The 26,885-nt window shown below is 67.6% G+C and carries 16 protein-coding genes; 7 read left to right on the top strand and 9 right to left on the bottom strand.

Going from position 1 to position 26,885, the window contains the following annotated elements; genetic code table 11:
- Positions 1-2,850: 2,850 nt before the first annotated feature.
- Positions 2,851-5,484, bottom strand: coding sequence for an ESPR-type extended signal peptide-containing protein (locus ASD78_RS20275; RefSeq protein ID WP_082575737.1), 2,634 nt, complete (start codon positions 5,482-5,484; stop codon positions 2,851-2,853).
- Between the two features lie 14 nt (positions 5,485-5,498).
- On the bottom strand, positions 5,499-6,020 hold the full coding sequence (locus tag ASD78_RS21005; RefSeq protein WP_156087898.1) for a hypothetical protein: 522 nt from the start codon (positions 6,018-6,020) through the stop codon (positions 5,499-5,501).
- A 714-nt stretch (positions 6,021-6,734) separates the two neighbouring features.
- Here ASD78_RS21005 and ASD78_RS19285 point away from each other — a divergent pair.
- Positions 6,735-8,186, top strand: coding sequence for an ATP-binding protein (locus ASD78_RS19285; RefSeq protein ID WP_156087897.1), 1,452 nt, complete (start codon positions 6,735-6,737; stop codon positions 8,184-8,186).
- A gap of 50 nt (positions 8,187-8,236) precedes the next feature.
- Here ASD78_RS19285 and ASD78_RS19280 read toward each other — a convergent pair whose 3' ends face one another.
- Positions 8,237-10,609 carry a two-component regulator propeller domain-containing protein gene (locus ASD78_RS19280; protein WP_162250191.1) on the bottom strand — a complete coding sequence of 791 codons (2,373 nt, stop codon included), beginning with the start codon at positions 10,607-10,609 and terminating at the stop codon, positions 8,237-8,239.
- A gap of 41 nt (positions 10,610-10,650) precedes the next feature.
- Positions 10,651-11,349, bottom strand: coding sequence for a response regulator transcription factor (locus tag ASD78_RS19275; protein ID WP_055910379.1), 699 nt, complete (start codon positions 11,347-11,349; stop codon positions 10,651-10,653).
- A 1,062-nt stretch (positions 11,350-12,411) separates the two neighbouring features.
- Between ASD78_RS19275 and pgaA the strand changes: the two genes are divergently transcribed.
- The 4 genes from pgaA to pgaD are packed head-to-tail and all read left to right on the top strand — an operon-like array spanning position 12,412 to position 18,136.
- Complete coding sequence (gene pgaA, locus ASD78_RS19270) at positions 12,412-14,472, top strand: poly-beta-1,6 N-acetyl-D-glucosamine export porin PgaA (RefSeq protein ID WP_082575734.1); 2,061 nt, start codon at positions 12,412-12,414, stop codon at positions 14,470-14,472.
- 1 nt (position 14,473) lies between these two features.
- Positions 14,474-16,363, top strand: a complete 1,890-nt coding sequence (pgaB, locus tag ASD78_RS19265; protein ID WP_082575733.1) for a poly-beta-1,6-N-acetyl-D-glucosamine N-deacetylase PgaB — start codon at positions 14,474-14,476, stop codon at positions 16,361-16,363.
- Positions 16,364-16,373: 10 nt separating this feature from the next.
- The gene (gene pgaC / locus ASD78_RS19260) at positions 16,374-17,621 is read left to right on the top strand and encodes a poly-beta-1,6-N-acetyl-D-glucosamine synthase (protein WP_156087896.1); all 1,248 of its coding nucleotides are present in this window, start codon (positions 16,374-16,376) and stop codon (positions 17,619-17,621) included.
- A complete protein-coding gene (gene pgaD / locus ASD78_RS19255; RefSeq protein ID WP_056104503.1) occupies positions 17,618-18,136 on the top strand; it encodes a poly-beta-1,6-N-acetyl-D-glucosamine biosynthesis protein PgaD in 519 nt (172 codons plus the stop codon). Before pgaC ends, pgaD begins: the two co-directional genes overlap by 4 nt.
- A gap of 300 nt (positions 18,137-18,436) precedes the next feature.
- Here pgaD and ASD78_RS19250 read toward each other — a convergent pair whose 3' ends face one another.
- The 5 genes from ASD78_RS19250 to ASD78_RS19230 all read right to left on the bottom strand — a co-directional run bounded on the left by ASD78_RS19250 (position 18,437) and on the right by ASD78_RS19230 (position 22,709).
- A complete protein-coding gene (locus ASD78_RS19250) occupies positions 18,437-19,438 on the bottom strand; it encodes an NADP-dependent oxidoreductase (RefSeq protein WP_056104500.1) in 1,002 nt (333 codons plus the stop codon).
- The gene (locus tag ASD78_RS19245) at positions 19,435-20,307 is read right to left on the bottom strand and encodes an oxidoreductase (protein ID WP_056104498.1); all 873 of its coding nucleotides are present in this window, start codon (positions 20,305-20,307) and stop codon (positions 19,435-19,437) included. The genes ASD78_RS19250 and ASD78_RS19245 overlap by 4 nt, the downstream gene beginning before the upstream one ends.
- A complete protein-coding gene (locus tag ASD78_RS19240) occupies positions 20,304-21,008 on the bottom strand; it encodes an SDR family oxidoreductase (RefSeq protein WP_056104495.1) in 705 nt (234 codons plus the stop codon). The genes ASD78_RS19245 and ASD78_RS19240 overlap by 4 nt, the downstream gene beginning before the upstream one ends.
- 138 nt (positions 21,009-21,146) lie before the next feature.
- Positions 21,147-21,791 (bottom strand): TetR/AcrR family transcriptional regulator, encoded by a 645-nt coding sequence (locus ASD78_RS19235; RefSeq protein WP_235566548.1) that lies wholly within the window; start codon positions 21,789-21,791, stop codon positions 21,147-21,149.
- Positions 21,792-21,926: 135 nt separating this feature from the next.
- Positions 21,927-22,709, bottom strand: coding sequence for a uracil-DNA glycosylase family protein (locus ASD78_RS19230; RefSeq protein WP_055910675.1), 783 nt, complete (start codon positions 22,707-22,709; stop codon positions 21,927-21,929).
- 211 nt (positions 22,710-22,920) lie between these two features.
- On the opposite strand from ASD78_RS19230, the gene ASD78_RS19225 reads away from it, so the two are divergent.
- Positions 22,921-23,817, top strand: coding sequence for an alpha/beta hydrolase (locus ASD78_RS19225; RefSeq protein ID WP_200944281.1), 897 nt, complete (start codon positions 22,921-22,923; stop codon positions 23,815-23,817).
- Positions 23,818-24,182: 365 nt separating this feature from the next.
- Positions 24,183-26,567, top strand: a complete 2,385-nt coding sequence (locus ASD78_RS21000) for a transcriptional regulator (protein ID WP_162250190.1) — start codon at positions 24,183-24,185, stop codon at positions 26,565-26,567.
- The last annotated feature ends 318 nt before the right edge of the window (positions 26,568-26,885 follow it).

Here is a 26,885-nt window from a genome sequence, read left to right as displayed (position 1 = left end):
GTTGTAGGTCACGCCGTCGATGGTGGTGCTGGACGTCGCCACCGCAGCGGCCGTCGCCGAGCCCGAACCCAGGGCGACGCCGCCGGCATTCGCCGCGGTCGCGCCGAAACCGATGGCCACGCCGCCGTCCCCGGCCGCCGTCGCGTTGACGCCNGCCGAGCCCGAACCCAGGGCGACGCCGCCGGCATTCGCCGCGGTCGCGCCGAAACCGATGGCCACGCCGCCGTCCCCGGCCGCCGTCGCGTTGACGCCCGCCGCCAGCGCATTCAGACCGGTCGCACCGTCGTTGGCGTAGTTGCCACCCTGCACACCGTTGTCGTTGACGCTGTAGTAGTGCGTCGCGCCGGCTTCGACCTCGTTGCTGAGGTTCTCGATCGACTGGTTGGTCGCGAACAGCTGCGAGCCGTTGATCGCATCCGTCGAACTGCCGGAGATCCGGCCGGCCGCGACGTTGGTGATGGTGCGTTCCGAGCCCAGGTTGCCCACGCTGACCGTGCTGTTCGGTGTGGTGCCGGCGAAGTTGTAGGTCACCCCGTCGATGGTCGTGCTGGACGTCGCCACCGCAGCGGCCGTCGCCGAGCCCGAACCCAGGGCGACGCCGCCGGCATTCGCCGCGGTCGCGCCGAAACCGATGGCCACGCCNGCCGAGCCCGAACCCAGGGCGACGCCGCCGGCATTCGCCGCGGTCGCGCCGAAACCGATGGCCACGCCGCCGTCCCCGGCCGCCGTCGCGTTGACGCCGGCCGCCAGCGCATTCAGACCGGTGGCGCCGTCGTTGGCGTAGTTGCCGCCCTGCACGCCGTTGTCGTTGACGCTGTAGTAGTGCGTCGCTACCCCGTCCACCAGATTGGTCACCTGGTCCAGATTGACCGCGTCGCCGCCATTGACTGCCGGAGCCACATTGGTGATGGTGGTATTGCCGGCATCGATGCCGATGTTGGTGATGCTGGGACCGCCGCTGATGAAGCTGATGCTGCCGTCGTTGATGACGGTATCGCCGACGGTGACCGAGTTGAAGCTCGGGTCGGCCACTACGCCCACGGTCAGCGTGCCGGTGCCATCGTTGTAGTTCACTGTCGCGTTGCTGCCGGCCGTCACCGTTAGCGTTTCATCCGGAGCGATGTTGCCGGTGTTGGTGCCGTCGCTGATGTTCCAACCCGCATTGGCGGTGGTGGCCACCGCTTCGATGGCCTGGTTCGTGGCGAACAGCTGCGAGCCGTTGATCGCATCCGTCGAACTGCCGGAAATCCGGCCGGCCGCGACGTTGGTGATGGTGCGTTCCGAGCCCAGGTTGCCCACGCTGACCGTGCTGTTCGGCGTGGTGCCGGCGAAGTTGTAGGTCACCCCGTCGATGGTCGTGCTGGACGTCGCCACCGCAGCGGCCGTCGCCGAGCCCGAACCCAGAGCGACGCCGCCGGCATTCGCCGCAGTCGCGCCGAAACCGATGGCCACGCCGCCGTCCCCAGCCGCCGTTGCGTTCACGCCGGCCGCCAGCGCATTCAGACCGGTCGCGCCGTCGTTGGCGTAGTTGCCGCCCTGCACGCCGTTGTCGTTGACGCTGTAGTAATGGGTCGCGCCGGCTTCGACGACGTTGCTGAGGTTCTCGATCGACTGGTTCGTGGCGAACAGCTGCGAACCGTTGATCGCATCGGTCGAGCTGCCGGAGATCCGGCCGGCCGCGACGTTGGTGATGGTGCGCTCGGTGCCCAGATTGCCCACGCTGACCGTGCTGGTCGGCGTGGTGCCGGCGAAGTTGTAGGTCACGCCGTCGATGGTGGTGCTGGAGGTCGCCACGGCGGTCGCCGTGACCGAACCCGAGCCCAGCGCCACATCGCGGGCGTTGTTGGCCACGGCCGTATCGCCCAGCGCGACCGCGCCCGCCGCCAGCGCGCTGCTGGTGCTGCCCAGCGCGACGCTGCCCTGGCCGACCACGGTGTTCTGATAGCCGATGCCGACCGCGCCCTGCGCCGCCGTGCCGGCCACGCCCACGGCCTGGCCGCCGCCGCCGACCATATTGGTATTGCCCATCGCCACCGAACCGTTGCCGGTGGCGGTGTTGTCCAGGCCTTGCGCGACCGCGCCGTTGCCGGTCGCGGNCTGCTGGTGCTGCCCAGCGCGACGCTGCCCTGGCCGACCACGGTGTTCTGATAGCCGATGCCGACCGCGCCCTGCGCCGCCGTGCCGGCCACGCCCACGGCCTGGCCGCCGCCGCCGACCATATTGGTATTGCCCATCGCCACCGAACCGTTGCCGGTGGCGGTGTTGTCCAGGCCTTGCGCGACCGCGCCGTTGCCGGTCGCGGTGTTCGGATCGCCGATGGCCACGGCGCCATTGCCGCTGGCGAAGTTGCCCGCGCCGATCGCGACCGCGCGGCCNGCGACCGCGCCGTTGCCGGTCGCGGTGTTCGGATCGCCGATGGCCACGGCGCCATTGCCGCTGGCGAAGTTGCCCGCGCCGATCGCGACCGCGCGGCCACCGGTGGCGGTGGAAGCCGTGCCGATGGCCACTGCGTCGGCGGAGTTCGCGTTGGCGTCCGTGCCTACCGCGATACTGTTCTGACCCGTTGCAATGGCGTGCAGGCCCACGGCCGTAGACGCTATCCCGCCTGCAGTGGCCTGGTAACCCGCGCCGAATGCGAACGTGGCGGTGGCGTTCGTGCCCCCGCCGATGGCGGTGGCCGTGGTGGTGCCCGCATTCGCACCGTTGCCGTAGGCCGTCGCCCAATCGCCGATGGCTCTCGCGCCTTCGCCGACCGCGGTTCCGTAAGACCCGGTCGCGCTGGAATTGCGGCCGATTGCGATGGCGTAGGTTCCCGAGGACCCGGCGTCCGTGCCTATCGCGATACCGCTCTCACCGGCAGCGTTGGCGTGCAGGCCCATGGCCGTGGATGCCACGCCACCCGCATTGGCCTGATAGCCCGTTCCCAATGCGAACGTGGCGGTGGCGTTGGTGCCTGCGCCGACGGCAATGGCCGTAGTGGTGCTCGCATTGGCGCCGTTGCCGTAAGCGGTCGCCCAATCGCCGATGGCTCTCGCGCCTTCGCCGACCGCGGTCCCATAGGACCCTGTCGCGGTGGCATTGCGCCCGATCGCTATGGCGAAAGGTGCCGTCGCACCGTCGTTGAGATAGTTCGCCTGCGGCGCGCCGCCATCGTTCACGCTGAAGTAGTGAACGGGCGTGCTGGCCGCGATGGCCGCGATCGCCTGGTTGGTGGCGAACAGCTGCGATCCGTTGATCGCATCCGTCGAGCTGCCCGAGATCCGGCCAGCCGCGACGTTGGTGATGGTGCGTTCCGAACCCAGATTGCCGACGCTGACCGTGCTGGTCGGTGCGATGCCGGCGAAGTTGTAAGTCGTACCGCCGATGGTCGTGCTGGCCGTACCGACCGCCGTCGTCGTGACCGAGCCCGAGCCCAGCGCCACATCGCGGGCGTTGTTGGCCACGGCCGTATCGCCCAGCGCGACCGCGCCCGCCGCCAGCGCACTGCTGGTGCTGCCCAGCGCGACGCTGCCCTGGCCGACCACGGTGTTCTGATAGCCGATGCCGACCGCGCCCTGCGCCGCCGTGCCGGCCACGCCCACGGCCGCCGCCGACCATATTGGTGTTGCCCATCGCCACCGAACCGTTGCCGGTGGCGGTGTTGTCCAGGCCTTGCGCGACCGCGCCGTTGCCGGTCGCGGTGTTCGGATCGCCGATGGCCACGGCGCCATTGCCGCTGGCGAAGTTGCCCGCGCCGATCGCGACCGCGCGGCCGCCGGTGGCGGTGGAGCCGCGACCGATGGCGACCGCCTCATCGGCATCGGCGACGGATTCACCGCCGATGGCGATGGCATTGGCGCCCGATGCAAGGGCACCGAGGGTGGCATTGCCACCGATGGCGACCGAACCGATGCCGGTAGCGCGCACGGCCGTTGCTGCGCTGTTACCGCCTGAGCCGAGCGCCGTCGCGTTGTCTGCAGCCGCATTGGCCCGAGTACCGGCCGCCAGCGCATCCAGGCCGGTTGCCCGGCTTGCGATGCCCACTGCGACCGCGCGATCCTGCGATGCCATCACATCCGTACCGATGGCGATAGCGCCCGCCGCAGTGGCGCCCCCTCCCACAAGCGTGCGCGCACCCAGATTGATGGAATTGATATGGCTCGCGACCGACTGGAAGCCGATGGCGATGGCGTTGCGGCCGCTTGCGTTGGCGCTGCTGCCTTGCCCGATGGCATCCAGTGCGGACGCGCTCGACCGCGAACCGATGGCGATCGCATTGCCCACGCTCGCATTCGCGTTCAGGCCGATCGACGTCGTTGCGTTGGCCCCGACGCCGATACCTGCGTTTGTACCGATGGCGATATTGTCGCTACCGGTGACCAGGTTGCCCGCGGAAGCGCTCAGAGTGCCGTCATAGGTGACGCTGCCGTCGCCTGTGCCGAAGGCGACATTGCGCGCACCCGTAACGCCGGAGCCGGCGCCTCTCAAGACGCTTGCGATGCCGCCGCCGACTGCGTTGTTCTGGCCACCGCTGACGAGCGTGCCAGCCGCAATGCCCACCGCAACGGAACTGGCGTTGCCGGTGGTCGATCCGGCGCCGGCGCCCTGACCGACGGCCACCGTACTGCCGCCAACGGCGACAGCCTGCGCTCCGAGCGCAAGCGAACTATTGCCTAGCGCCTGAGCGCTGTTGCCGACAGCGGTGGCCGCGGCGATGTTGGCCGTTGCCTGGCTGCCTATCGCGACGGTATTGGCTCCGCTGGCAACGGACGCCCAGCCTCCGGCGAACGAGGTATTGCCGCTGGCCAAGGAGCTGACACCGACTGCCGTGGCGTTCCCTCCCGTGGCGTTGGAGAAGGTGCCCAAGGCGCTGGCGCCGGCGCCGGTGGCCAGCGCGTCGGCACCGAGGGCGATAGTGTTGATGTTGGTCGCGCGCGTGCCCGACCCTATGGCGACGGCCAGATTGGCGCTTGAGACGGATAGAGTGCCGATGGCAACGGCACTGGTTCCGCTCGCGGTCACGTCCTGTCCAATGGCAACGGTGCTATTGGCCAACGCGCCAGTCGTCGGGCCGGTACGGGCACCCAAATAGATGGAGTTGACGCCGGCCGAGTAAGCCTGGAACCCCAAGGAAATGGAATTCTGCGCGGCGCTACGGGAGTTGTAGCCGACCGCAAGCCCGCCCAGAACATCGACGCGCGCGAGAGAGCCCAGCGCGGTCGCGCCGATGCCCGAAGCTACGGCGTTCAGGCCCATGCACGAGGCGGTGCCGTTGTACTCGTCCCAGGGCGCGGTATCGCAGTTCACCGCCTGCGCCTGCGCCGATGGCGTCCATCCGATCCACCCGATGGCCATCAGCGCGGTCAGTACGCCCGCGCGCACCGTTCCCGCCGGGCGCGAAGCCGTCTTTCCGCCGGATGCCTTGCCGCGCGGCGAGGCCAACTCGGAAACAACCACCAGCTGATTGAGGGAAGGGCTCCATACGACGCTATAGATCTTGTTCATCAGTGTTTTCCCAGTTATCGAGCCAGTGCGGCGGTCTGCGAAACGAAGCGATCGGGTATGCGGTCGGCGGCGGGAGGTCGAGATCGCAGGCCGGAGTACGGTGGCCAGGTTCCGTCTCGGCTCCACCGCCCATAGCGGTCCATGCCGCGTTCCCTCTCTCGTTCGATCTGCGGCTTCGACGCGGCGCCGCCGTCCGCTGTCCGCCCGTGCTTGCGAGGGTCGGGACGCGGCGCGGTGGCGGGATCGGCAAGCGTGCGGTGGCGCGGGCCACCGTCCTGGAAGGCGCGCTCTTCGATGGCGCGCACCGCGAAGGCACGCATACCGACGCGGTCGGCTGCGGCGTCGGCAAAAGTCGTGCGGACCGGCCGCGGCGAGTAGGCAGCAGGTCTATCGAAAGCCTTGAACGCGAACACCAGCGGCGCCCAGAACGCCGACCGCAGCAGCGACGCCGCGTATCGCAACAGGTCTTGGCATGCGCCGACAGGCCTGATCCATGCTGTCGCACCGCCGCTACGCTCGTCGATTGTCCGCTTCATGCACTGCCCATCCTGATGGCGGTCCGAAGCGCGCCGTCTCCGCTGTCCGGAGCTGCGCTACTGGTCTTGCGTGACGAACGTTAGCGATTGAAAACAGCGATTACACGCACGCTTGCTCACGAAAAATTCTTGTCGTCGCGCGTTGCGTTCGCGGCATGGGGCGATCGTCGCGTCGACCCAGCGCACCTGCCCGTGGGGTCGGCATCCGCTCGGTGCGATCGATCGCGGATGGGAGCCGTCTTGCGTCGTTCGCAGCGTCCATGCACGCGAACATTCCGATGGGTCGGCCCATCGAATCGCCTGCCGCGACCTGCAGCTCGCGAATGCCGCCGGCGTCGCGCTCATTCGATGCATCGATCGTGGCCGAACTAGGTTCGGCATCGCGACGACGGCTCCCGGCCCAAGCACCGCCAATGCCATGCGGCGCATACGGACGAGGCTTCCTCACGCTCACCAGCAGTGAGAAATCGAAAAGGATTCGAGCGACGTCCGGCGATACCGGCTGCGCAAAGAGTGACCGCCATTACGGTTTTCCGCTGGCACTGCCAACTTCGCATTGCATGGCCGAACCACGCTGCTACCCTGGCCACCGGTGGTCATTCGGACAGGGGACCGCAACCAGTCGCGCCCGCTCCGTCGAGCGCGCGAGCGGTGCATGGGGTGGTCCAACCGCTCCCCGGCCATCGACCGCCCTCCCCTGCGCCCATGCCACCGATGACCCTCCGCGTATCGCAGCCCTCTTTTCGGCATCGCCTCCTCGCCTGGATCAGGCGTGTGCCCACCCGCTCGACCCACGACAAGCGCAACGCGCTGACCCTGCAGGCGCTGCTGGTCGTCGCCATCGCGACAGCGCTGCTCGCAACCATCGGCTCATGCGCGGCGGCGGAGGACATGACGGGGATCACCGAGAACTGGCTGACGCTGGTCATCGGCGCCTACGCGTGGTCCTGCCTTTGCCTGCTGCGCAACGGCCTGTACCGGCTGTCGGCCAGCCTCACCGTCATCGGCGGCCTGATCCTGATGGGCATGAGCTATCAGGCGTACGGCTTGCGCGCGCAGTCCGGCCTGCAGATCACTCACCTGCTGCCGCTGCTGTTCTCGGGCCTGCTGCTGGGGCGGACCGCCGTATGGTGGACCGCCCTGGCCTACGCGGCCGTGCTGGCCTTGGGCACGCACACCGACCTGCGGCTGGCGACGGGCTCCAACCAGGTCTCGGAAGCCTTGGCCAACCTGCTGCTGGCCGGCATGAATTTCCTGGTCCTGGCGACCATCCTCGACCGCCTGATCCTGTCGACGCAGCAGGCGATCAAGCGCAGCGAGGAACTGGATGCGGCCTGCCAGGAACTCGAGCGCCAGGTGCAGGAAAAGGAGCGTGCCTACGAACGCCTGTTGCAAACCCAGAAGATGGAAACCATAGGCCGGCTTTCGACCGGCATCGCCCACGACTTCAACGCCATCCTCAGCGTCATCCTGGGGCATGCGACCTCGGTGAACATGCGCGGCGACTCCGCCGACGCCATCCTTCCGGGGATCCGCCAGGCGGCACGGCGTGGCGCCACCCTGACCCGGCGCCTGCTCAGTTTCAGCCGCCCGCATATCAGGCAGGTCTCGGTGTTCGACCTCGCCGAAGCGATCGACGAAGTACGGCCATTGATCCTGCCGATGTTCCATCGCGGGATCCAGGCGACCCTGGACACGTCCGTCTCCGGCCTGCGGATCGAGGCGGACCGCGACGAATTGGTGCTCGCGCTGCTCAACATCGCCAGCAACGCCTGCGATGCCATGCCGCAGGGCGGTCGCTTTCTATTGTCCGTCGAAGCCGACGGGACTCACGCCGCGCTGCGCATGGAGGACACCGGGACCGGAATGACACCGGAGGTACTCGCGCGCGTGTTCGAACCGTTCTTCACGACCAAGCCCAAGGACAAGGGAACCGGCATCGGCATGGCGACCGTGCACCGCTTCGTGCTCGAGCATGGCGGCGAAATAACCGCCGATAGCAGCCCCGAGGGAGGCACCCGCATTCGCATCCGGTTGCCGCTGTCGCAACGTGGCGACGAAGTGGGCGACGGGGGCGATGCCGGCCTGGCGCTTCAGCGGGCGCCTGCGGTCGAGGCCGGTCACCAACGTCCGTCGCCTGCCGCTCGCGGAGCGGCCGATCGGTAATCGCGTCGGCTTCCGCGAACGCTATTTCGAACACGATCTCGTACGCGCCATTACTTGTCCGGAGTTTCCCCGCGCCCCAAACCTATCTGGCTCGCGCCGAACTGGGTTCCGCCGACCAAGGCCAACAGGCTCAACGCTGTCGCCAGGATCAGGATCCAGGTCCGCAGATACCAGGGCTGCGGATTGAGGATCTTCAGGCGGGCCGAAAGCGGCGACCATTGCCCGCCTTGGGTGCGGGCCTGGACTTCGAATACATGCTCTCCCCAGGGAATCGAAGGGTAGAGAATGCTGCGGTTCTGCCCCGCATCCACCCAATCGGGGTCGAAACCTCGAAGACGGAAGCGGAAATTGGTTTCCCGGGGCCGGCTCAGATTGACGGCGGTGTAGTGGATTTCGACGCTGCGCGCGAACGGCTCCAGGGCCAGCGACGATCCGACGATCTTCTGCATGCGCCCGGAAACCGCGACCCCTTCGATGCGTGGCCTGAGCCGCGCGGGCTGGACGTCGGGGAAATCCGCGGGATCGAGTACGGCGAAGCCCTCGACCAGGGAAAACCAGAGCATGCCCTGCGTATCGCGATGGCAGGCAGTCGAGTACCCGCCGTTGATTTCGGAGGGGATCAGGCCATCGCTGGCCGCGTAGCCGATGGATTCGATCTCGGTTGCGGCTTGCCGTGGCGCCGGCAACAGGGTGATGCCACGATTGCCGCCCAGCCACAAACGTCCGCGCCCGTCGCTCAGGATGCACGACACCGTATCGTCGAACAGGCCGTTGCGGCTGTCGTAGCGGGACACCCGGCCGTTGCGGATGCGGTTCAGGCCGCCACCGTAGAGCCCCACCCAGAGCGTGGCGGTCTCTTTGTCTTCGTACAGGGCACGCGCAAAACGGGAGGACAATCCCTCCCGAGGCGTCCATCGCTCGACGACCCGGTTATCGACCACTCGCCACACGCCGCGGTCGCCGACGAACCAGTCGCCCCCGCGCGCGGCAGGAACGATGTTGTTGACGTTCATGCCCTCGAGCGCGGCGATGCGCTGCTGCCCGACGATGCGCCCCTCGCCGTCGGTCCGGACATCGAACATGGAGCGCTCGGAGCTGACGAGAAAACGCCGGTCGCCGCGCAGCCAGACATTGATCGGGTTACCGATCGACCAGGCCCCGACCGCTTCGGCCTTGCCGTGGACCACGCGTACCAACCGCCCCTCTGCCGTTCCGACCCAGAGCGTGTCCTCGCGATCCAGGGCCAAGCTGGCCACGCAGCCGTTGCCCTGGCCCGACTGGATCGGATGGCGCCGCATGTTGCCGTCGGGCGTCCGATGCCACAGCCCTGCGCAGGCCGATCCCAGCCACAGCCCGCCGCGGCCGTCGCCGATCACCGCGCGGCCGGCCATGTTCATGTCCCATCCCAGTGTCGACACCAGCCCGAACAGCGGCTTGCGCACGCGCGACAAGCCCTTGCTGCCGGTGCCTATCCACAGATTGCCTTCGTTGTCCCAGGCCAAGTCGGTGATGCCCAGGCCGAACAGTTCGGGCACGTCGCGCCATTGTCCCGAGTCGGTCTCCCGAAACAGATGTCCGGATACCGTAGCGACCCACCATCGGCCGTCCGCGTCCGTCGCGGCGGCCTTGGGACCGGCCACGCCCAGCGGCTGCCATTGCCCGTGCGCGGGATCGTAGCGATAGAGCGCGCGCTCCGTGCCGACCAGCAGGCCGCTGCCGCTGGCTTTCAGCAACGGTACCCGCCGCTCGCCGTCGGGCAACGGGATGCGTCGCAACTGCCGATCGACGAGGACGAAGAAATCTTCGTTTCCGGCCACGTAGATGCGGCCCTGGCTGTCGCGCGCCAGACGGCTGTAACCGATGCTTCCACGACCGATCCAGGTCTCGCGCCCATGCACGGGATCCAGATTCAGCACCCCTACGCTGGTGGCTATCCATAAGCTGCGGTCGGGGGTCTGCAGGATGTCGTTGATCTGACAGATGCCGCCGCAGACCGGCAGATGATGGAACATGCCCTGCCTGCGCACGCTCAGCCCGGCATCCTGGGTGCCGACCCAGAGCCAATCGCGGTCGTCCTGATACAGCGTCAGGACGCGATCGCTGGCCGGCCCCGTTTGCGGCGTACCCTCCGAGACGGACGTATCGAACGCGGGCTTTCCGCGGAATATCGTGAACGCCAGGCCGTCGAAACGCGCCAGGCCGCCGAACGTGCCGACCCAGAGATAGCCGTCGCGGGTCTGGAGCACGGTATTGGCGCCCGACTGCGGAAGCCCGTCGTCGCTGGTGAAAATCCGCGAACCCATCCGGTAGTCGAACGCGCCTGCGGGCAAGGCCGAAGCGGGACCGCAGATGACGAGCAATCCTGCGGCCAAGCCCATCGACCGCAGCCATATCAACCGCAACCAGACCCCGATGTTGCTCACGCCGTTCTTCCCCACCGTCAGCCTTATGCCGACCCGATCGACTACCAGTTCAATACATAGCCGACGCTGCGCACGGCGCGCAGAGGAAGTTCTTCTTCCGCCAGCTGCTGGCATTTCTTGCGCAGGCGGTGGATCAGCATCTCCAACCGATGCGGGTCGAAGTCGTGGGCGTTCTTGACCAGACGCGCGATCAGCGCCTCGCGTTGCACCGGCATCCCGGCCGCCTCGGCCAGAATCTCCATGACTTGCCGCTCGGCCAGGTTCATCTCGATCTGGGCGCCCCTCGGGCTCAGGATGCACCACCCTCGTTCGTCCAGGCGCCACTTCGCATGCGTCGGTGCGGGGTTCGCGTCCGGAACCACCCATCGGGCCAGGTTGCGCAAGGTCGTCACGACCTCTTCCATGTCGACCGGCTTGGGCAGATAGGCGTCCGCGCCCGCGCGCAGTCCGCGCAGCCGGTCCTGGTTGGAATCGTATCCGGTCAACATCACGATCCCGACGCGCGGCGACAGACCGCGCAGATGCGTTGCGATGCTGAAGCCGTCCTCGTCGGGCAGGTCGACGTCGAGCAGCACGAGATCGTAGGAACGAAGGGTCATCGAACGGTAGAGTTCCAGCGCCCCGCCCATACCCACGACGGAGAATCCGGAGTGGCTCAGCACGGGCATCAGGATCTCTTCTCTGAATGTCCGATCGTCTTCCACCACCGCGAGCGTGGGCAGCCGGTGCACGGCTTCCATCAAGCTAGCGCTCATCGCATTCCCCCTGCGCAAACCATATCCAGCTCCCTGGAACCACGCGAGTCCCCTCCCTGTTTTCGCGCGCAATCAAAGTAGCATGGCGCTATTCGCCGCAACGACGGCGAATTTGCTTCCGTGATCGAAGTCACAGCGATCCCGCGTGCGCGCAAGCGCGCGATGTTGGCGACGGATCGCCGATGCCGTATAGCAGCCGTTGCTTGAGTGATTCTCCCTACGACTTTCGTCCTATTGCCGAAGCTCGATGCTGGGGTTCGGCGATCGACGGATGCTTCGCATGACGCGCCGAACACGAGCATCGAGAGCGCAGGTTCGCGTGTTGTTGCTCATCCATCCATTGCAAGAAAGCGCTCTGCAAGGCGCGCATCGTCGCAGCACGCGGGCGTGCGATAGGACATGAACGCTGGCGCCGCTCGGCGCTCACTTTGCCGAGTCTGTCGTTTCGCATTCGTAGCGATGCAAGATCGACCGACGCGCTAGTCGTTGGTCTCCTGCCCGTCTCCTTGTTGTGAGTCTGGATATCGTCGTGGGCGCTCAAGCGAGCATCGGGTTGCTGGGCGCGATACGCACGGTCATGGCCCGCAAGGGACGCCGATGACTTCGGACTGGGAATGCTCCGCCTGCCGGCCGCTGTCGCCGCGGAACCGTCGGCCGCAATCCGCCGCACGGCACCACCCGGCCGCCGACCGAGCGGCTTGCGACGGATCGGGCACGCCGATCATCCCTAAGTACACAGACCGCACCCGCCGGGCAGCACCGGTGGCCGCGACCGACGCTTCGACAGGTTCTGCTCCTGTCCCCCAAACCGGCCCCGCGCCGGTTTTTTTTGCCCGCGTGCCGACCCCGCCGGCCGGGGCTCAGGCTGCTCAAGCCCGCCTAGGGCGCCTCAAGCGCGTAAGTGCCCGTCCTAACTGAACAAAACGGCGTCCAAGGAGCCAAATGGCACGGACTTTGCATCTACAACCTGTGACTTAGCTCACATTTTTTGAGCCACTACCCGGGGGCCGCCCGCCCCCGCTAGGTCACACGGGATACGGACTATCCATGCAGGCTTTCCATCCACTTTCGCTGTCCCTGGCTTTGGCATTGGCCGGTGGAACTTTCCCCGTCGCGTCAGTAGCTGCCGCTGCGAGTCAGGCCGCGGCCGCGATTCCCTACCCCCGCATCGAGCAGCTGCGCGCGGACCGCGACTGGCTGGGCGCGCTGTCCCTGATCGAACAACACCTCGCCGCGCAGCCCGCCGACGCGCGCCTGTACCGCCTGCGCGTGCTGACCCTGGCCGACATCGGCGCCCGCGACCGCGCGCGCAAGCTGTACCTGGCCCGCCCCGAAGTGTTCAGCGCCGAAGAAGCCGCCAGCCTCGACGCCGCCGGCCTGGCCCGGCGCATCGTCTGGAGCAAGCTCTATGCGGTCGACGAAGCCACCCGCCTGGAAGAAGCGCGTGCCGCCGAGGCCGCGATCGAGGCCTACCGCGCCCAACTCGCGCGCAGCGGCACGCCGGAACCGGCCAGCCTGGCCTACGACCGCCTGATCGTGCTCAACCGCCTCGGCCGCCATCAGGAAGTCGCCGACGACTACCTGCGCCTGGAAGCCGGCGGCCGTCCGGTGCCGGGCTATGCCCTGGGCGCGGTCGGCGATTCCCTGCTCGCGCTGCGCCGTCCGGACGAGGCCGCGCCGGTACTGGAACGTGCGATGCAGGCCGATCCCGACGACCCCGACCTGCCGATCCAGCTCGGCTACGCCCAGCTGGAACGCGAACGCTACGACCTGGCCCTGCCGCTGCTGCGCGGGCTGGTCGAAGCGCGCACGCCCTGGCCGCGCGCGCCGGGCGCACGCCGCGGCTTCGAGAACTGGCAGCGCTACGACGCCGAAACCGACTACGCCATGGCCCGCGCCTTCGGCGAAGACCTGCCCGGCGCCCAGGCCATGATCGAACCGCTGGCCGCGATCGGTCCCAACAACGCCGACCTGCAGACCACGCTCGGCTCCATCTACAGGTTCCGCGGCTGGCAGGAGCGCGCGCTGGAACGTTTCTCGATCGCCGGCACCCTGGACGAACGCAACGTCGAAGCGCGCATCGGCCAAGTCGAAACCCTGTCCAGCCTGCAGCGCTACGAGCAGGCGCGACCGATCCACGACCAGCTGCTGGCGCGCTACCCGAACGAGCCGCACGTGCGCTCGATGGACAACAACTGGGACATGCGCCGTGGCTGGCAGGCACGCGTCTACGCCGCCGGCGGACGCAACCGCGACGGCGGCGGCGCCTCGCCCTTGGGCAACCGCGACCGCGAGTACGGCGTCGAAGCGGCGACCCCGCTGATCGGCGACCGCTGGCGTCTGCTCGCGCGCAGCGGCCGGCGCTGGGCCGATTTCAAAGGTGCGCAACTCCAGGGCGGCCGCAGCGTCGCCCAACGCAACGAGCTCGGCCTGAGCTATGCCTACGATCGCTTCGACGCCAAGCTCCGCGTCGGCCGCGACCGCGACGATCTGGGCGGCACCGCCGTCGCCATCGACGCCGGCTGGCGCATCGACGACCGCTTCGCCCTGCGCGCGCGCGTCAGCCGCAACGACGCCGCGGCCTCGCTGCAGGCCCGCGCCTCCGGCATCACCGCCGACCTGTACGAGTTCGGCGCCGACTACCACCCCAGCGAACGCACCTCGCTGGCCGCCACCGCGCAGCACTGGCGCTACGACGACGGCAACAATCGCGACCAGCTGAGCCTGGCGCTCGACCAGCGCCTGCTCAGCCGCCCGCACCTGCTGATCGACGGCCTGGCCAGCATCGGCAGCGGCCGCGGCAGCCGCGACGACGCGCCCTACTTCAATCCTTCGCGCGACGCCTCGGTCGAGTTCGGGGTCCGCTTCGATCACCTGACCTGGCGCCGCTACGACCGCCACTTCCGCCAGCGCTTGACCCTGTCTTCGGGCGCGTACTGGCAGCAGGACTACGGCACGGCCTGGGTGCCGTCGCTGCGTTACGAGCACGAGTGGCAATTCGCCCCGGGGCGGGTGCTGAGCTACGGCCTGAACTGGTCGCGCCCGGTCTACGACGGCCAGCGCGAACAGCGCCTGGGCTTCGACGCCGAATTCCGCTGGGGAGAATGAGATGACCCGTCCACACCGCCCCTCGCGACTGGTCCTGTTCGTGCTGATCCTGTACGCGCTGGTGTTCTGCCTGCTGCTGCCGGTCGCCGCACAGGCCGCCGAACCGCTGCTGGTGCTGAGCTATCACGATGTGCGCGACGACGTCGCGCGCAAGGGCGACGCCGACGCCTATGCCGTCAGCACCCAGAACTTCGCCGCCCACCTCGATTGGCTGTCCGGCCACGGCTACCACCCGGTCTCGCTGTCGCAGGTGATCGACGCCAACCGCGGCGGCGCCGCACTGCCGTCCAAGCCGGTGCTGATCACCTTCGACGACGGCCTGCGCAGCCTGTACACGCACGCCTTCCCGCTGCTGCGCGCGTACGGCTACCCGGCCCTGGCCGCGGTGGTCACGCACTGGGTCGAACTGCCGGCCGGCGAGCGCGTGGACTACGGTCCGCGTCCGTTCACCGCCGACGACTTCGTGACCTGGGCGCAGCTGCGCGAGATGCAGGCCAGCGGCCTGGTCGAAGTCGCCAGCCACAGCGACGACCTGCACCACGGCATCGTCTCCAACCCGCAGGGCAACTCGACCCCGGCCGCGGTCACCCGCCGCTACGACGCCGCCGCCGGCCGCTACGAAACCGAAGCCGAATACCTCGCCCGCATCCGCACCGACCTGGAACGCAGCAAGTCGCGCCTGCAGCGCGAACTCGACCGCGCCCCGCGCGCGGTGGTGTGGCCGTACGCGGCCTACAACCGCGCCAGCAACGACATCGCCGATCAGCTCGGCATGAGCGTCTCCTTCGATCTGGAAGGCCGCAGCACGCCGATGCCCTCCGACCTGCACGGCATGGCGCGCCTGCTGGTGATGAACAACGCCACCGTCGGCGACCTGGCCTACCAGTTGCGTCACGACGAGGAGCGCACCGGCATGCGCGCGCTGCAGATCGACCTGGACTCGGTCTACGACGCCGACCCGGCCCAGACCGAGCGCAACCTCGACGCCCTGGTCGAACGGGTCAAGCAGATCGCGCCCAGTCATGTGTTCCTGCAGGCCTTCGCCGACCCGGACGGCAACGGTTCGGCCGACGCGCTGTACTTCCCCAACCACGCCCTGCCGATGCGCGCCGACCTGTTCAACCGTGTCGCCTGGCAACTCAAGTCGCGTGCCGGCGTGGTCGTGTACGCCTGGCTGCCGGTGCTGGGTTTCGAACTGCCCGACCCGGCGCAACGCGCCGCGCTCGCGATCCCGGGCGCGCGCGCCGACGAGGTCTACCGCCTCGACTACACCCGGCCCGAAGTGCGGCGCCTGGTCGCCGGCATCTACGCCGACCTGGCCGCCGGCGCCTACCTGGAAGGCCTGCTGTTCCACGACGACGCCTACCTGCGCGACACCGAACTCCAGGGCAGCGCGGCGGTGCAATCGCAGGCGCGCACCCAGGAACTGATCGACTTCACCCTGGAACTCAAGCGCGCCGCCGAACGCTGGCGGCCCAAGCTCAAGACCGTGCGCAACCTGTACGCGCGCCCGGTGCTGGAGCCGCAGAGCGAAGCCTGGTTCGCCCAGCGCCTGGACAGCTTCAACCGCGCCTACGACTACACCGCGCTGATGGCGATGCCGTGGATGGAAGGCAGCCGCGAACCCGAACCCTGGCTCGACCGCCTGGTCGTGGCCGCGCGCACGCACGACCCGCAGCTGACCCAGACCCTGTTCGAACTGCAGACCGTGGACTGGCGCACGCGCCGGCCGATCCCGGCCGAGCGCTTGCAGGCCCAGGTGCGGCGCCTGCTCGCCCAGGGCGTACGCCACGTCGGCTGGTACCCGGACGATTTCGTCGCCGACCGCCCCGCCACCGCCGATGCGCGCGCCGCGATCTCCGCGCGCTCGTTCCCCTATCTGGAAAAGTGAGGAGATGGTCATGCAACGTTTCCTCACCCTGCTGTTCGAGTTCGCGTTCTTCTACCCGATCGTGATGTCGTTCTTCTGGATCTCCGGCGGGCTCTACTACTACCTGCGCCGCGAACGCCACGCGCGCCCGCGCACCGATCCGCCGCCGCTGGCGCACAGCCCACCGGTGTCGATCCTGATCCCGTGCCACAACGAAGGCGACAACGTCCAGGAAACCATCGCCGCGGCGATGGCACAGCGCTATCCGGATTTCGAAGTCATCGCCATCAACGACGGCAGCAGCGACGACACCGCCGAGAAGCTCAACATCCTGGCCCAGCAGTACCAGCGTCTGCGCGTGATCCATCTCGACCGCAACCTGGGCAAGGCCAACGCGATGCGCATGGGCGCGCTGGCCGCGCGTTCGGAATATCTGGTCTGCATCGACGGCGACGCCCTGCTCGACGAGTACGCCACCCATTGGATGGTCTGGCACCTGTCCTCGGGCCAGCGCGTCGGCGCGGTCACCGGCAACCCGCGCATCCGCAACCGCTCGACCCTGCTCGGGCGCCTGCAGGTCGGCGAGTTCTCCTCGATCATCGGCATGATCAAGCGCGCCCAGCGCGTCTACGGGCGTTTGTTCACCGTGTCCGGGGTGATCTGCGCGTTCCGCCGCACCGCTCTGCACCGGATCGGCTACTGGGCCGACAACATGGTGACCGAGGACATCGACATCAGCTGGCGCCTGCAGATGGACCATTGGGACATCCGCTACGAGCCCAACGCGCTGTGCTTCATCCTGATGCCGGAAACGCTCAAGGGCCTGTGGCGCCAGCGTCTGCGCTGGGCCCAGGGCGGCGTCGAGGTGCTGCTGCGGCATAGCCGCGATCTGCTGCTGTGGCGCAAGCGCCGCATGTGGGCGGTGATGGCCGAATACCTGTTCAGCGTGGTCTGGGCCTACACCATGGCCTTGATCATGCTGCTGTGGCTGGTCGGCCTCGCCGTACCCCTGCCGCCGGAGCTGTACATCCGCAGTCTGCTGCCCTCGTGGCACGGCATGATCCTGGCGATGGTCTGCCTGCTGCAGTTCGCCGCCAGCATCGTGATCGACCGCCGCTACGAGACCGGCGTCGGCCGCAACTACTACTGGATGATCTGGTACCCGATGGCGTACTGGTTGTTGAGTTTCCTGACCACAGTGACCGCCGTGCCCAAAGCGCTGCTCAAGCGCCGCGACACCCGTGCGACCTGGGTCAGTCCTGACAGGGGAATCCGATGAGCACCACCGACCTGAGCCTCAAGACGGCCCGCCTGAGCGCGGCCCGATTCGACTCGCGCCTGATCCAGAAGCGGCGCGCGCAACCGCGCCTGCGCCGCACCGCCTGGGGTTTCGTGACCGCGGTGTTCTGGGGCATGTACGTGTACCTGTGGATGCCGGTGATCACCCTGGTGCTGTGGCTGCTCGGCATACGCAACGCCTACTTCGAGCTGTACCTGCGCGAGCACCGGGTCGAACCCTTCCTGCTGATCGCCCTGCCCAGCATGGCGGTGTGCGCGGCGACGCTGCTGATCGTGTGGGCCGAGTACAACCGCTGGCGCTTCGCCGGCAAGGACCGCCGCGGCGCCCCGGCCAGCGCCTCGCTGGACGAGATCGCGCTGGCGCTGGGCGCGAACGCCGAACTCGGCGCCGCGATCAACGCCGGCCGCGTGATGGTGCTGAACATGGACGGGCACGCGATCCCGCGTGCGGTCCGCAACGTCGCCCTTCCAGACGTTTCGGCAGCACCCGTCTGAGTCTTGCAGGAGCGGCGCGCGTCGCGCCCGAGCGACGGCCCGTGACGTCAGCGCGCGGCCGCGATACGCGCCGCTCCTGCGGATTTTTTTCCCGGCCCTTGCGCGACCGCCGCGTCGGCGCCGTGCGCCTCCGGACCGACGCTGTACAAGGATGCGAAGACAGGCCTCGGCAGCGGTGGGCAAAGGTCGGCTTTTTTTACGATCGCTGGCCGCTGATGGAAAAAAGAATTCGTCGGCTCCTTGTTCCGTTGGCCGATGGAGTTCGGGCGATTCCCGATGGTTCGTACGCGCTCGTGCCGCTCACCTCACCTTGACGACCACCTTGCCTTTGACCCGCCCCGTCGCGAGGTAGTCCATCGCCTCATTGGTGGCCTGGAACGGGAAGACCCGATCCATGATCGGGCGGACGATACCGGATTCGATCAGCGAGCTGATCTTGCCCAGTTGCTCGCCGTTCGCCCGCATGAAGACGAACGAATAGCCGATGCCGTGCCGCCTGGCTTTGCTGCGGATGCCGAAGCTCAGCAGGCGCATGACCTGGCGCAGGAACCCATTCAGGCCGGCTTCCCTGGCGAACGCGACATCGGGCGGGCCGGAGATGGAAATGAGCATGCCTCCGGGCTTCAGCACCTTGAGCGACTGCTCCAGCGTGTCCTTGCCCAGACTGTTCAGGACCACGTCGTAGCCGCTCAGGACCTTCGTGTAGTCCTCTTTCCTGTAGTCGACGACGACGTCCGCACCGAGGCTTTTGACCCAGTCGACGTTCTCCGTGCTGGTAGTCGTCGCCACCGTCGCGCCAAGGTGCTTGGCCAACTGGATCGCGAACGTGCCGACCCCGCCGGAACCGGCGTGGATCAGGACCTTCTGTCCCCGCTTCAGCTCGGCGCGATCGACCAGCACCTGCCACGCGGTCAGGCCCACCAGCGGGATCGAGGCGGCCGCTTCCATGCTGAGGTTGGTGGGCTTCAACGCCAGGTCGGCTTCGTCGATGGCGATGAATTCCGCGAGCGTGCCGATCCGGTCCTGGTTCGGCCGCGCATACACCTCGTCGCCGGGCTTGAAGCCGCGAACCTTCGACCCGACCCGGACCACGACGCCGGCAACGTCGTTGCCCATGATCAGCGGCAAGCGATACGGCAGGATGAACTTGAACTCGCCGTCCCGGATCTTGGCGTCCAACTGGTTCAAACTAGCCGCGTGCACGGCGACCAGAACATCCCGGTCGCGCACTTCCGGCTCCGGCATGTCGCCCAGGCGCAACGCGGCTTGCTTCTTGTAGCGATCGAGGATGTACGCCTTCATGAGGCTTTCTCCGATGTCCGCTGGTGCGGCGAGGCAGCCGTGTTGGATGCAGCAACCGCGGCAAACCGCAGGTTTTTCCTGATCCCGTCGTCCACGATAGCGGCGGGCGCGAATCGCCTGAGCCACTGCAGACGGCTCGCGCGAGCACCGGCGGGGTAGCGGAGTTTTGGCTTCGCCGCGACGGCGGCCTTGAGCACCGTATCCGCCACGATGCCCGGCTGATCGGCGGTCTCGATCAGCTCCCTGAGCCTGGCGCCGACGGCGGCGCGCACCTCGCGGTACGTATCGAGCTTCGCGTCGGGCTCCAGCAGGTTGGCGTCGAACTGGGTGTTCGTGTTTGCCGGTTCGATGATCGAGACCCGGATGCCATGGTTGCGCAACTCGTGGTCCAGCGATTCGGAATAGCCCTCTACCGCGTGCTTCGTCGCGGCATAGAGCGCCATGTACGGCATCGGCAGGAAACCGAATATCGAACCGATGTTGATTATGCGGCCGCTGCCGTTGCGGCGCATGTGCGGTACGACGGCGCGGGTCATGCGCACGATGCCGAAGAAGTTCGTATCGAAGATGGAACGGGCCTGGTCGATCGAGCTTTCTTCCGCCCCGGCCGGCGCCACGCTGAAGCCGGCGTTGTTCACCAGCAGATCGATGCGGCCTTCCAGGCGGATCAGCTGGCTGACGGCAGCCTCGACGGATTCGTCGCTGGTCACGTCGAGCGGAAGCATGCGGAACGCGTGCTGGCCCGCCTGCGCGCCGCGCCTGCTGGTGCCGTAGACCGTATAGCCGGCTTTCGCCAGCCGCTCCGCAGTGGCCAGGCCGATGCCCGACGAGGCGCCGGTGACGAGCGCGACCGATCCTTTGGTGTTCATGACGATGCTCCGATGTATACGCGCGGCTGCGCAACCAGTCCGGCATGCACGTGGTGAGTGGTCGGATCGGCCAGCAACTCGGGCTGCCCGGCCTGCAGCGCGGCGATAGCCTGCTGCACCAGATCCTCGGGAGCGATCTTCTCTCCCGGCGCGCCGCGGCCCATGTCGGTGTCGATGACCGCGGAATGCACCGCCAGCAGCTCGGTACCCTGCGCCTTCAATTCTTGCCGGAGCGCATTGCCCAATGCCCAGCCCGCGGCCTTGGAAGCGCTGTAGCCGCCGCTGCCCGGCATCGTCAGCCAGCTCAGCACCGACAACACATTGATAACGGCGCCGCCGCCGTTACCGGCCAGGATGGGCGCGAACGCCTGTACCAGCCGCAGCGGCCCGACCGCATTGGTCTCGAACTGGCGGTGCAGCGCGTCGAGCGCATTCGGGTCGAGCAACGATCCGAACTCGGCGATGCCGGCGTTGTTGACGAGCAGCGTTACGTCGCCCAGTTCGCGCGCCAATGCCGCGATCTGTTCCGGCTGCGTAACGTCCAGTCGCACCGGCACCACGCCGGGCAAGCTGACGCTGGCGGGGTCGCGCGCCGCGGCATAGACCTTGCTCGCGCCGGCTGCGAGCAGACTGCGCGCGAATGCGGCGCCGAGGCCGCGATTGGCGCCGGTGACCAGCGCGATGGAACCTTCGATCTTCATTGGGGGAAGCCTTCTAGTGTGAGGTGGCGACGAATGCGATGAGTGGCAGCGATGAACGCCGAGATGGATGCGTAGAACCCATGTTTATGACGATCATCATATTCAAGTGCGGGCGAAAGACCCTGTCGTCCGGCAGGGTCAGGAATGAGCGGGAATGAGCTGCTTGAGCGTGGCTTCGCGGAGCCCGTCGGCTAGCTTGGGATCATCGACCGCACGCGCCAGCACCAAGGCACCGACCAGCGCCGCGACGCTGAAGAGCGCGCGTTCATGCGCGGCCGGCTGCCCCCAGTCGGGCGACTGGCGACTGACGAGATCGATCATCTCCTTGATGCGACGCGTGGCGGCGCGCCTGACCTCGGGCGCCTGGCGCGGCATCTCCGAGCCCAGCGCGGCCGTGGCGCAGCCGGTCTCGATCGCTTCGAGGTGCTCCTGCGAGAGATAAGCCTGCATCATGGCCGGCAGCGCCTCCTGCGGTGGCAGGCTGGCGGCGATGCGCTCCATCATCGCCACGCTCTCGCCGCCGGCGCGGTCGGCGGCCTCGGCCAGCATCGCCTCGCGCGATGGGAAATGGGCATAGAAGCCGCCATGGGTCAGACCGGCGGCCTTCATGATGTCCGCGACGCCGGTGCCGTTGTAGCCGCTGCGACGGATAGCGCGCGCGGCGGCGTCGACGATGCGGTCGTGCGTGGCTTCTTTGGAGCGGGTGGCGGTCTTTTTCATATGATCATCATCATATTTCCTTTCTGAGCCCGGCGCAAGGGGGTTTCCGCGCCCAGGTCGCATGCTCCAGAGGGCGTTCTCAGGCCACCCGCGTCCCGCCTTTTGGCCGGAAGCGGTCGCGCGGGCGCCCTGCCCGCGCTATTTGCGGCCAGATCGGCCACGACGACGTGACGACGAGCCCGAGGTCGATGAGCCCGCCTAGGGGACCTCGATCGAGATGTTGGCCCGTTCGGTGCCCGGCGTGTCGGACAGCGTCGCCCAGAAATCCGTGCTGCGCATCCAGGGCTGCAGGCCCATGGGAAAGTCCCGGCTTGGAATCGGCGGCAGCTCGGCCGCCGTGAAATCGTTGCCGTAAGGCAGCAAAGGCTTGGTCACGTCAGGGTTCTGGATGTGGGGACGCAGCTTGTTCAGAGCGACGTTCCAATTGTCGAGCAGATCCTGGCGCGTGATCGGGCCGCCGGGTTTGTCGGCCGTGGGATGCAGCGCCCGCTGATGGAAGGCCGTCACCGCTTGCCCCGCCGGCGTCGCCTTGAACGCGGTCCACGCGTTGAACGCAGGGTTGCCGAACGTGACCACCGCTTCGATCTTGCCCTTGGCGAACGCCGCCTCCAGCCACTGGTGGCGATAGGCTTGAATACCCGGATCGTTCAAGTGCGGCAGCGCCATGTCCTGATTGAAGATGCCGTATACGAACGCGTTGATCATCAGATAGCTCTTCGAGAAACCCAGCTTCTCGACGAAGCCCTGCACGCGGCGGCCGGCCTGGCCCGACAGAATGCGGCGCGTGACCGCCTCGGTCTGCGCGGGGTCCTGGCCGATGACCAGCAGACGCGCGGTGCCGTTGGCGCGGCCGCGGTAGAAGATTGGGCCCCAAAGCGACCGGAAACCGTCCGCGCCCCGGTATACGGTGTCGTCGGGATACTTCTGGCACAGCGTCCGGAATTTGCCCGTAGGCCCGGTATCGAACGGGTCCGTGTTCATCGTGGCCTCCATGGCTCGGCGGTGTCGCTATCTTGGAACGCGATCTTCCCCGGTCAGCGGCCATGGCCTGGAGGCGTTGGCTAGCTGAAGCCATGTCCCCCCAAGCAGAGCATGTCGATTCCGGGGGCCCTCATTCGTCCATGTGGGAGGGGATGGCAGTTAACCGGTCAAGGTCGGCCGGGGCGCCGCCCCTCATCAGAGGACATTGGTAATGAGCAAGGGCGTCATCACGCAAGTTCTTCAGTTCACCGCAGCCGCAGTCATTTTGACGTTGTGCATCGCGACACCGGCAGCCGCACAGAATCAGGGAAAATCCGCAATGAACCAGAGCAGGCAGTCTGTCCAGACCGGCTACGCCCCCGTTAACGGTCTCAAGATCTACTTCGAGATCCACGGCGTCGCGAACCCCGGGCAACCGCCGCTGGTGCTACTGCACGGCGGTGGCGACACGATCGGCACCAGCTTCGGGCACCTGTTGCCGAAGCTCTCCCGCAACCGGCAGGTCATCGCATTCGAACAGCAGGGCTATGGGCACACGGCCGACATCGTCGAGCGCCCCTTCAGCTTCGAGCAGTCGGCCGACGACACCGCGGCCTTGTTGAACTATCTGCGGATCGAAAAGGCGGATCTCTTTGGTTTCAGCAATGGCGGCACCATCGCGTTGCAGGTGGCGATCAGGCATCCGAACGTTGTGCGCAAGCTCGTGGTCGCGTCGGCGCTGCTGACGCGCGACGGTGCGTATCCGTGGCTCTGGGATGCCATGGCCAATGCCACGCTGGAGAACATGCCGAAGGAACTGCAGGAGGAGTACCTTAAAGTAGCGCCGCACCCGGAAAATCTGCGTCTGTTCCATGACAAGGCGGCTCAGCGCGTGCGTGACTTCAAGGACATTCCGGCTGAGGCGATTCGCGGCATCGCCGCACCGACGCTGGTTATCGTCGGCGATGCCGATGTGGTGCGACCCGAACACGCTGTGGACACTTTCCGGCTTCTCCAGCAGGCGCAGCTCGCCGTGCTTCCAGGAACCGATCACATGAAGGTGCCGACGCGCGTCGATTGGCTGGTGCCTATGATCGACGGGTTTCTCGACGAGGACGCCGCAAAGTAAGGCCCTGGTTCCAACGGTTGCGCTCTGACGACTGAGTTAAGCCGCGCCGCGAAGCGGCGTCGGCTCAGGCGGCGCCGGAACGCCGTCAAGGCCCATTGCAGATAAGGAAGTCAGAGGCTCACGCGCAGTCCGTGCGCGCGTGAGCCTATACCGACGCGCATGGGGACGATCCGGGCCGAGAGGTGTCTTGCCCTCACTGGATGGTCCTTTGCACACTGCGCCAGCGACCGCTCAGGGGTCGGAAGCGGTGTTCAATCTTCGCTAAAATACGGCAGCAAAAAGCACGTCGGGTTCCGACAGGCGCGCATCGGCGCGCGTCGCAGTGCATGGTATAGACTCGTCCGGCGCCGCACGCGAGTTGCAACGTGCGGGCCATCACGAATAAGCACAGGCCGCCGATGTCGATAAGGAAAAGAAGCTATCGATTTGGCGGTTTCGAGCTGAATACGCATGCACGCGAGCTGCTTCGGGACGGCCAGCCGGTGGCGTTGCCCGTAGTCGCTCTCGACTGCCTCGCCTATCTGATCGAGCACCGCGATCGTCCGGTCGGCCGCGACGAGCTGATCTCCGCCGTGTGGGGTCGCACCGACGTCAGCGAATCCACGCTCGCGCATACCATCGTGCGTTTACGCCAGGTGCTCGGCGATAGCGGCAACGACCAGCACAGCATCCGCACGGTACCCCGACTGGGTTTTCGTTGGGTCGCCGATACCGCGATCGAGGAAACCGAAGTGGTTGCGGCAGCCGCCGCCGCGAATGAGCCGATACCGGACGCAGCGCCGATGTCGGACTTGGCGCCAACCGAAGCGCCGTCGCGGAAATCCCGGTGGCAACGATTGCCGCTGCGGCCGCGCTGGCTCTGGCCGATGGCGGCGCTGCTGGTGGCCGTGTCCCTTATCGTCGTGTTCGCAACCAGGACGCCGCCGACTCCGACTCCGCCCCCAGCCGCGCCCACAGAGCCGTACACGGCATGGGTAATGCCGGCCGAAATCGATGCACCCGAGGACTGGGCCTGGTTGCGTCTGGGACTGATGGATCTGGTGGCGAACCGGCTGCGGCTCGGCGCGCTGCCAACGGTGCCGAGCGAGACCGCGTTGGCCTTATCGACCAAATGGAGGCAGGCCGCGCCCGGCGTCCCGCCAGATCCACGGCTCGGCATTTCCTTGCGCGTGCAACCGCGGGTCGAACGCATCGATGGCGCTTGGCGGGTGAGCTTGGCGGCGTATCCGAACGAGGGGCGCGCCCTGCACGCCGAGGCCCAGGCCGGCGATGTACTGGTCGCGGCGCGCCGGGCCGCGGACGATCTGCTGGTCGCGCTGGGACATGCGCCGCCGATGGACGGCAGCCGCTCGCCGGCGGATCCGGAAAAATTGCTGCAACAGGTCACCGCGGCGCGGCTGGCGGGCCGCTTGCCGCTGGCACTGGAACTGCTGCAACGCGCTCCGGCGCAATGGCTGCAGCAACCCGAAATCGCGCTGGTCGCCGCCAAGGTCGACTGCGATCGCGGCGAACGCAAAGCCTGCGAGCAACGGTTGAACGACCTGTTGAAGCAGCTTCCGGCCGACAAGAATCCGGTGCTGCGGGCGCGCGTACTGACGTCGGTGGCTTGGTTGCACGCCAACCGCGCCGAGTACGATCAGGCCGAGCGCGTCCTGACCGAGGCGCTGGCGCTGTTGCGCGGCCAGAACGCGCCGGGCGTGCTCGGCAATGTCTACTCGCAGCGCGGCTGGGTGCGGTTGACGCTGTCGCGCCTGGACGAGGCGGAGGCGGTGGCGGATCTGAGCCTGGCGCGACTGGCCTTCGTCCGCAGCGGCGACATCCGCGAGATCGCCCGTACCGATCAGCGCCTGGGTGTGGTCGCCGGTCGACGCGGTCAGCCGGGAGCCGCGCTGGCGCTGCTGCAGCGTGCCGCCGACCGTTTCGAGGCGGTCGGTGCCGAAAACGATCTGGCCGTGACCCTGATCGCGACCGCCGAGATCCAGGAAAATCTGCTCGAATTCGAGCAAGCGCTGGCGACCACCGACCGCTTCTGGTCGCCGCAATTCGCCCGTGATTGGGGGCGCAGCATCTGCCGCGCCTGGGTACTGGCGCAGAACGGCCGGCTACAGGAAGCCACGGCCCTGGCCGAGTCGATCCTCGCCGAAACCGATGCGAGCGAGGAAGAGGCCTTGCGTGCCGAGGCGCAGGCCTTGCTGGCACGGATCGCGCTGCAGCGCGGGCAGGCCGAGGACGCGGTACGGCTGGCGCAGCAGGTGGCGGAGCCGGCATTGGAGGAAAGCGATCGCCGCGAATACCTGGGCAACCAGATGGTGCTGATTCGCGGCCTGCGCAGCCTGGGCCGGCTCGACGCCGCGCGGCGCGAGGTCGAGCGTCTGCGCGCCTGGGTCGATGCAGCACCGGACGACTGGTTGCGCACCGGCGCGCTGCTGATGGAAGCGGAGCAGGACCTGGCCGAGGGCCGGCTGGAACCGGCGCTGCGCCGCCATGCCGAGGCGATGGCCAGCGCCGAACGCCTGGGCGTGCCGGAATGGCTGGTAGCGGTCGCCTACTCCTATGTGCCCGCGTTGATCGAAGCGGGCCGCCTCGACCAGGCCGGCGTGATCGGCGGCCGTATCGGTGCCTGGGCCGATCAGGACATGCGCGCCGCCTGGGTGCAGGCGCGCCTGCATCAGGCGCTGGGCGATGTCGAAACCGGGCGAGCAGCGGAGCAGCGGGCGAAACGGCTGGCTGGAGAGCGCCGGCTGCCGTAGACGCTGGTCGAACCGGCGTCTTGCGAACCAGCCATGCCACGGCAAGCCGGTGGCATGCCTGCGAAAGCATGCCTGCGAAAGCATGCCTGCAAAAGCATGCCGGCGCTGCAAGCGGCAGGGAATCCTGCACAGCGTGACCGCGACCCAAGTGCAAGTGTGCTGCCGTTCCAACAATCGGCAAATGCCCATGCGCCTTGCATGAATATTGCGTCCTCGATGCATGCGCCGTCGCTGCGATCGAGGCCAAGCTGCGGCTGCAACATCGAGTAGGGGGCTGACTTGGCCACCATCCCAGCGCACCGGGAGGACAGCGCGTGC

This window comes from Lysobacter sp. Root667 (assembly GCF_001427715.1).
Lineage (GTDB): Bacteria > Pseudomonadota > Gammaproteobacteria > Xanthomonadales > Xanthomonadaceae > Lysobacter.
The sequence above is the reverse complement of the archived record's forward strand: the minus strand, read 5'-3'. Positions and strand labels throughout refer to the sequence as shown.

Coding starts and splice junctions, on each gene's coding strand:
- ASD78_RS20275 (WP_082575737.1), bottom strand. CDS start 5,484: ATGAACAAGATCTATAGCGTCGTATGGAGCCCTTCCCTCAATCAGCTG.
- ASD78_RS21005 (WP_156087898.1), bottom strand. CDS start 6,020: ATGAAGCGGACAATCGACGAGCGTAGCGGCGGTGCGACAGCATGGATC.
- ASD78_RS19285 (WP_156087897.1), top strand. CDS start 6,735: ATGACCCTCCGCGTATCGCAGCCCTCTTTTCGGCATCGCCTCCTCGCC.
- ASD78_RS19275 (WP_055910379.1), bottom strand. CDS start 11,349: ATGGAAGCCGTGCACCGGCTGCCCACGCTCGCGGTGGTGGAAGACGAT.
- pgaA (WP_082575734.1), top strand. CDS start 12,412: ATGCAGGCTTTCCATCCACTTTCGCTGTCCCTGGCTTTGGCATTGGCC.
- pgaB (WP_082575733.1), top strand. CDS start 14,474: ATGACCCGTCCACACCGCCCCTCGCGACTGGTCCTGTTCGTGCTGATC.
- pgaC (WP_156087896.1), top strand. CDS start 16,374: ATGCAACGTTTCCTCACCCTGCTGTTCGAGTTCGCGTTCTTCTACCCG.
- pgaD (WP_056104503.1), top strand. CDS start 17,618: ATGAGCACCACCGACCTGAGCCTCAAGACGGCCCGCCTGAGCGCGGCC.
- ASD78_RS19250 (WP_056104500.1), bottom strand. CDS start 19,438: ATGAAGGCGTACATCCTCGATCGCTACAAGAAGCAAGCCGCGTTGCGC.
- ASD78_RS19245 (WP_056104498.1), bottom strand. CDS start 20,307: ATGAACACCAAAGGATCGGTCGCGCTCGTCACCGGCGCCTCGTCGGGC.
- ASD78_RS19240 (WP_056104495.1), bottom strand. CDS start 21,008: ATGAAGATCGAAGGTTCCATCGCGCTGGTCACCGGCGCCAATCGCGGC.
- ASD78_RS19235 (WP_235566548.1), bottom strand. CDS start 21,791: ATGCGACCTGGGCGCGGAAACCCCCTTGCGCCGGGCTCAGAAAGGAAA.
- ASD78_RS19230 (WP_055910675.1), bottom strand. CDS start 22,709: ATGAACACGGACCCGTTCGATACCGGGCCTACGGGCAAATTCCGGACG.
- ASD78_RS19225 (WP_200944281.1), top strand. CDS start 22,921: ATGAGCAAGGGCGTCATCACGCAAGTTCTTCAGTTCACCGCAGCCGCA.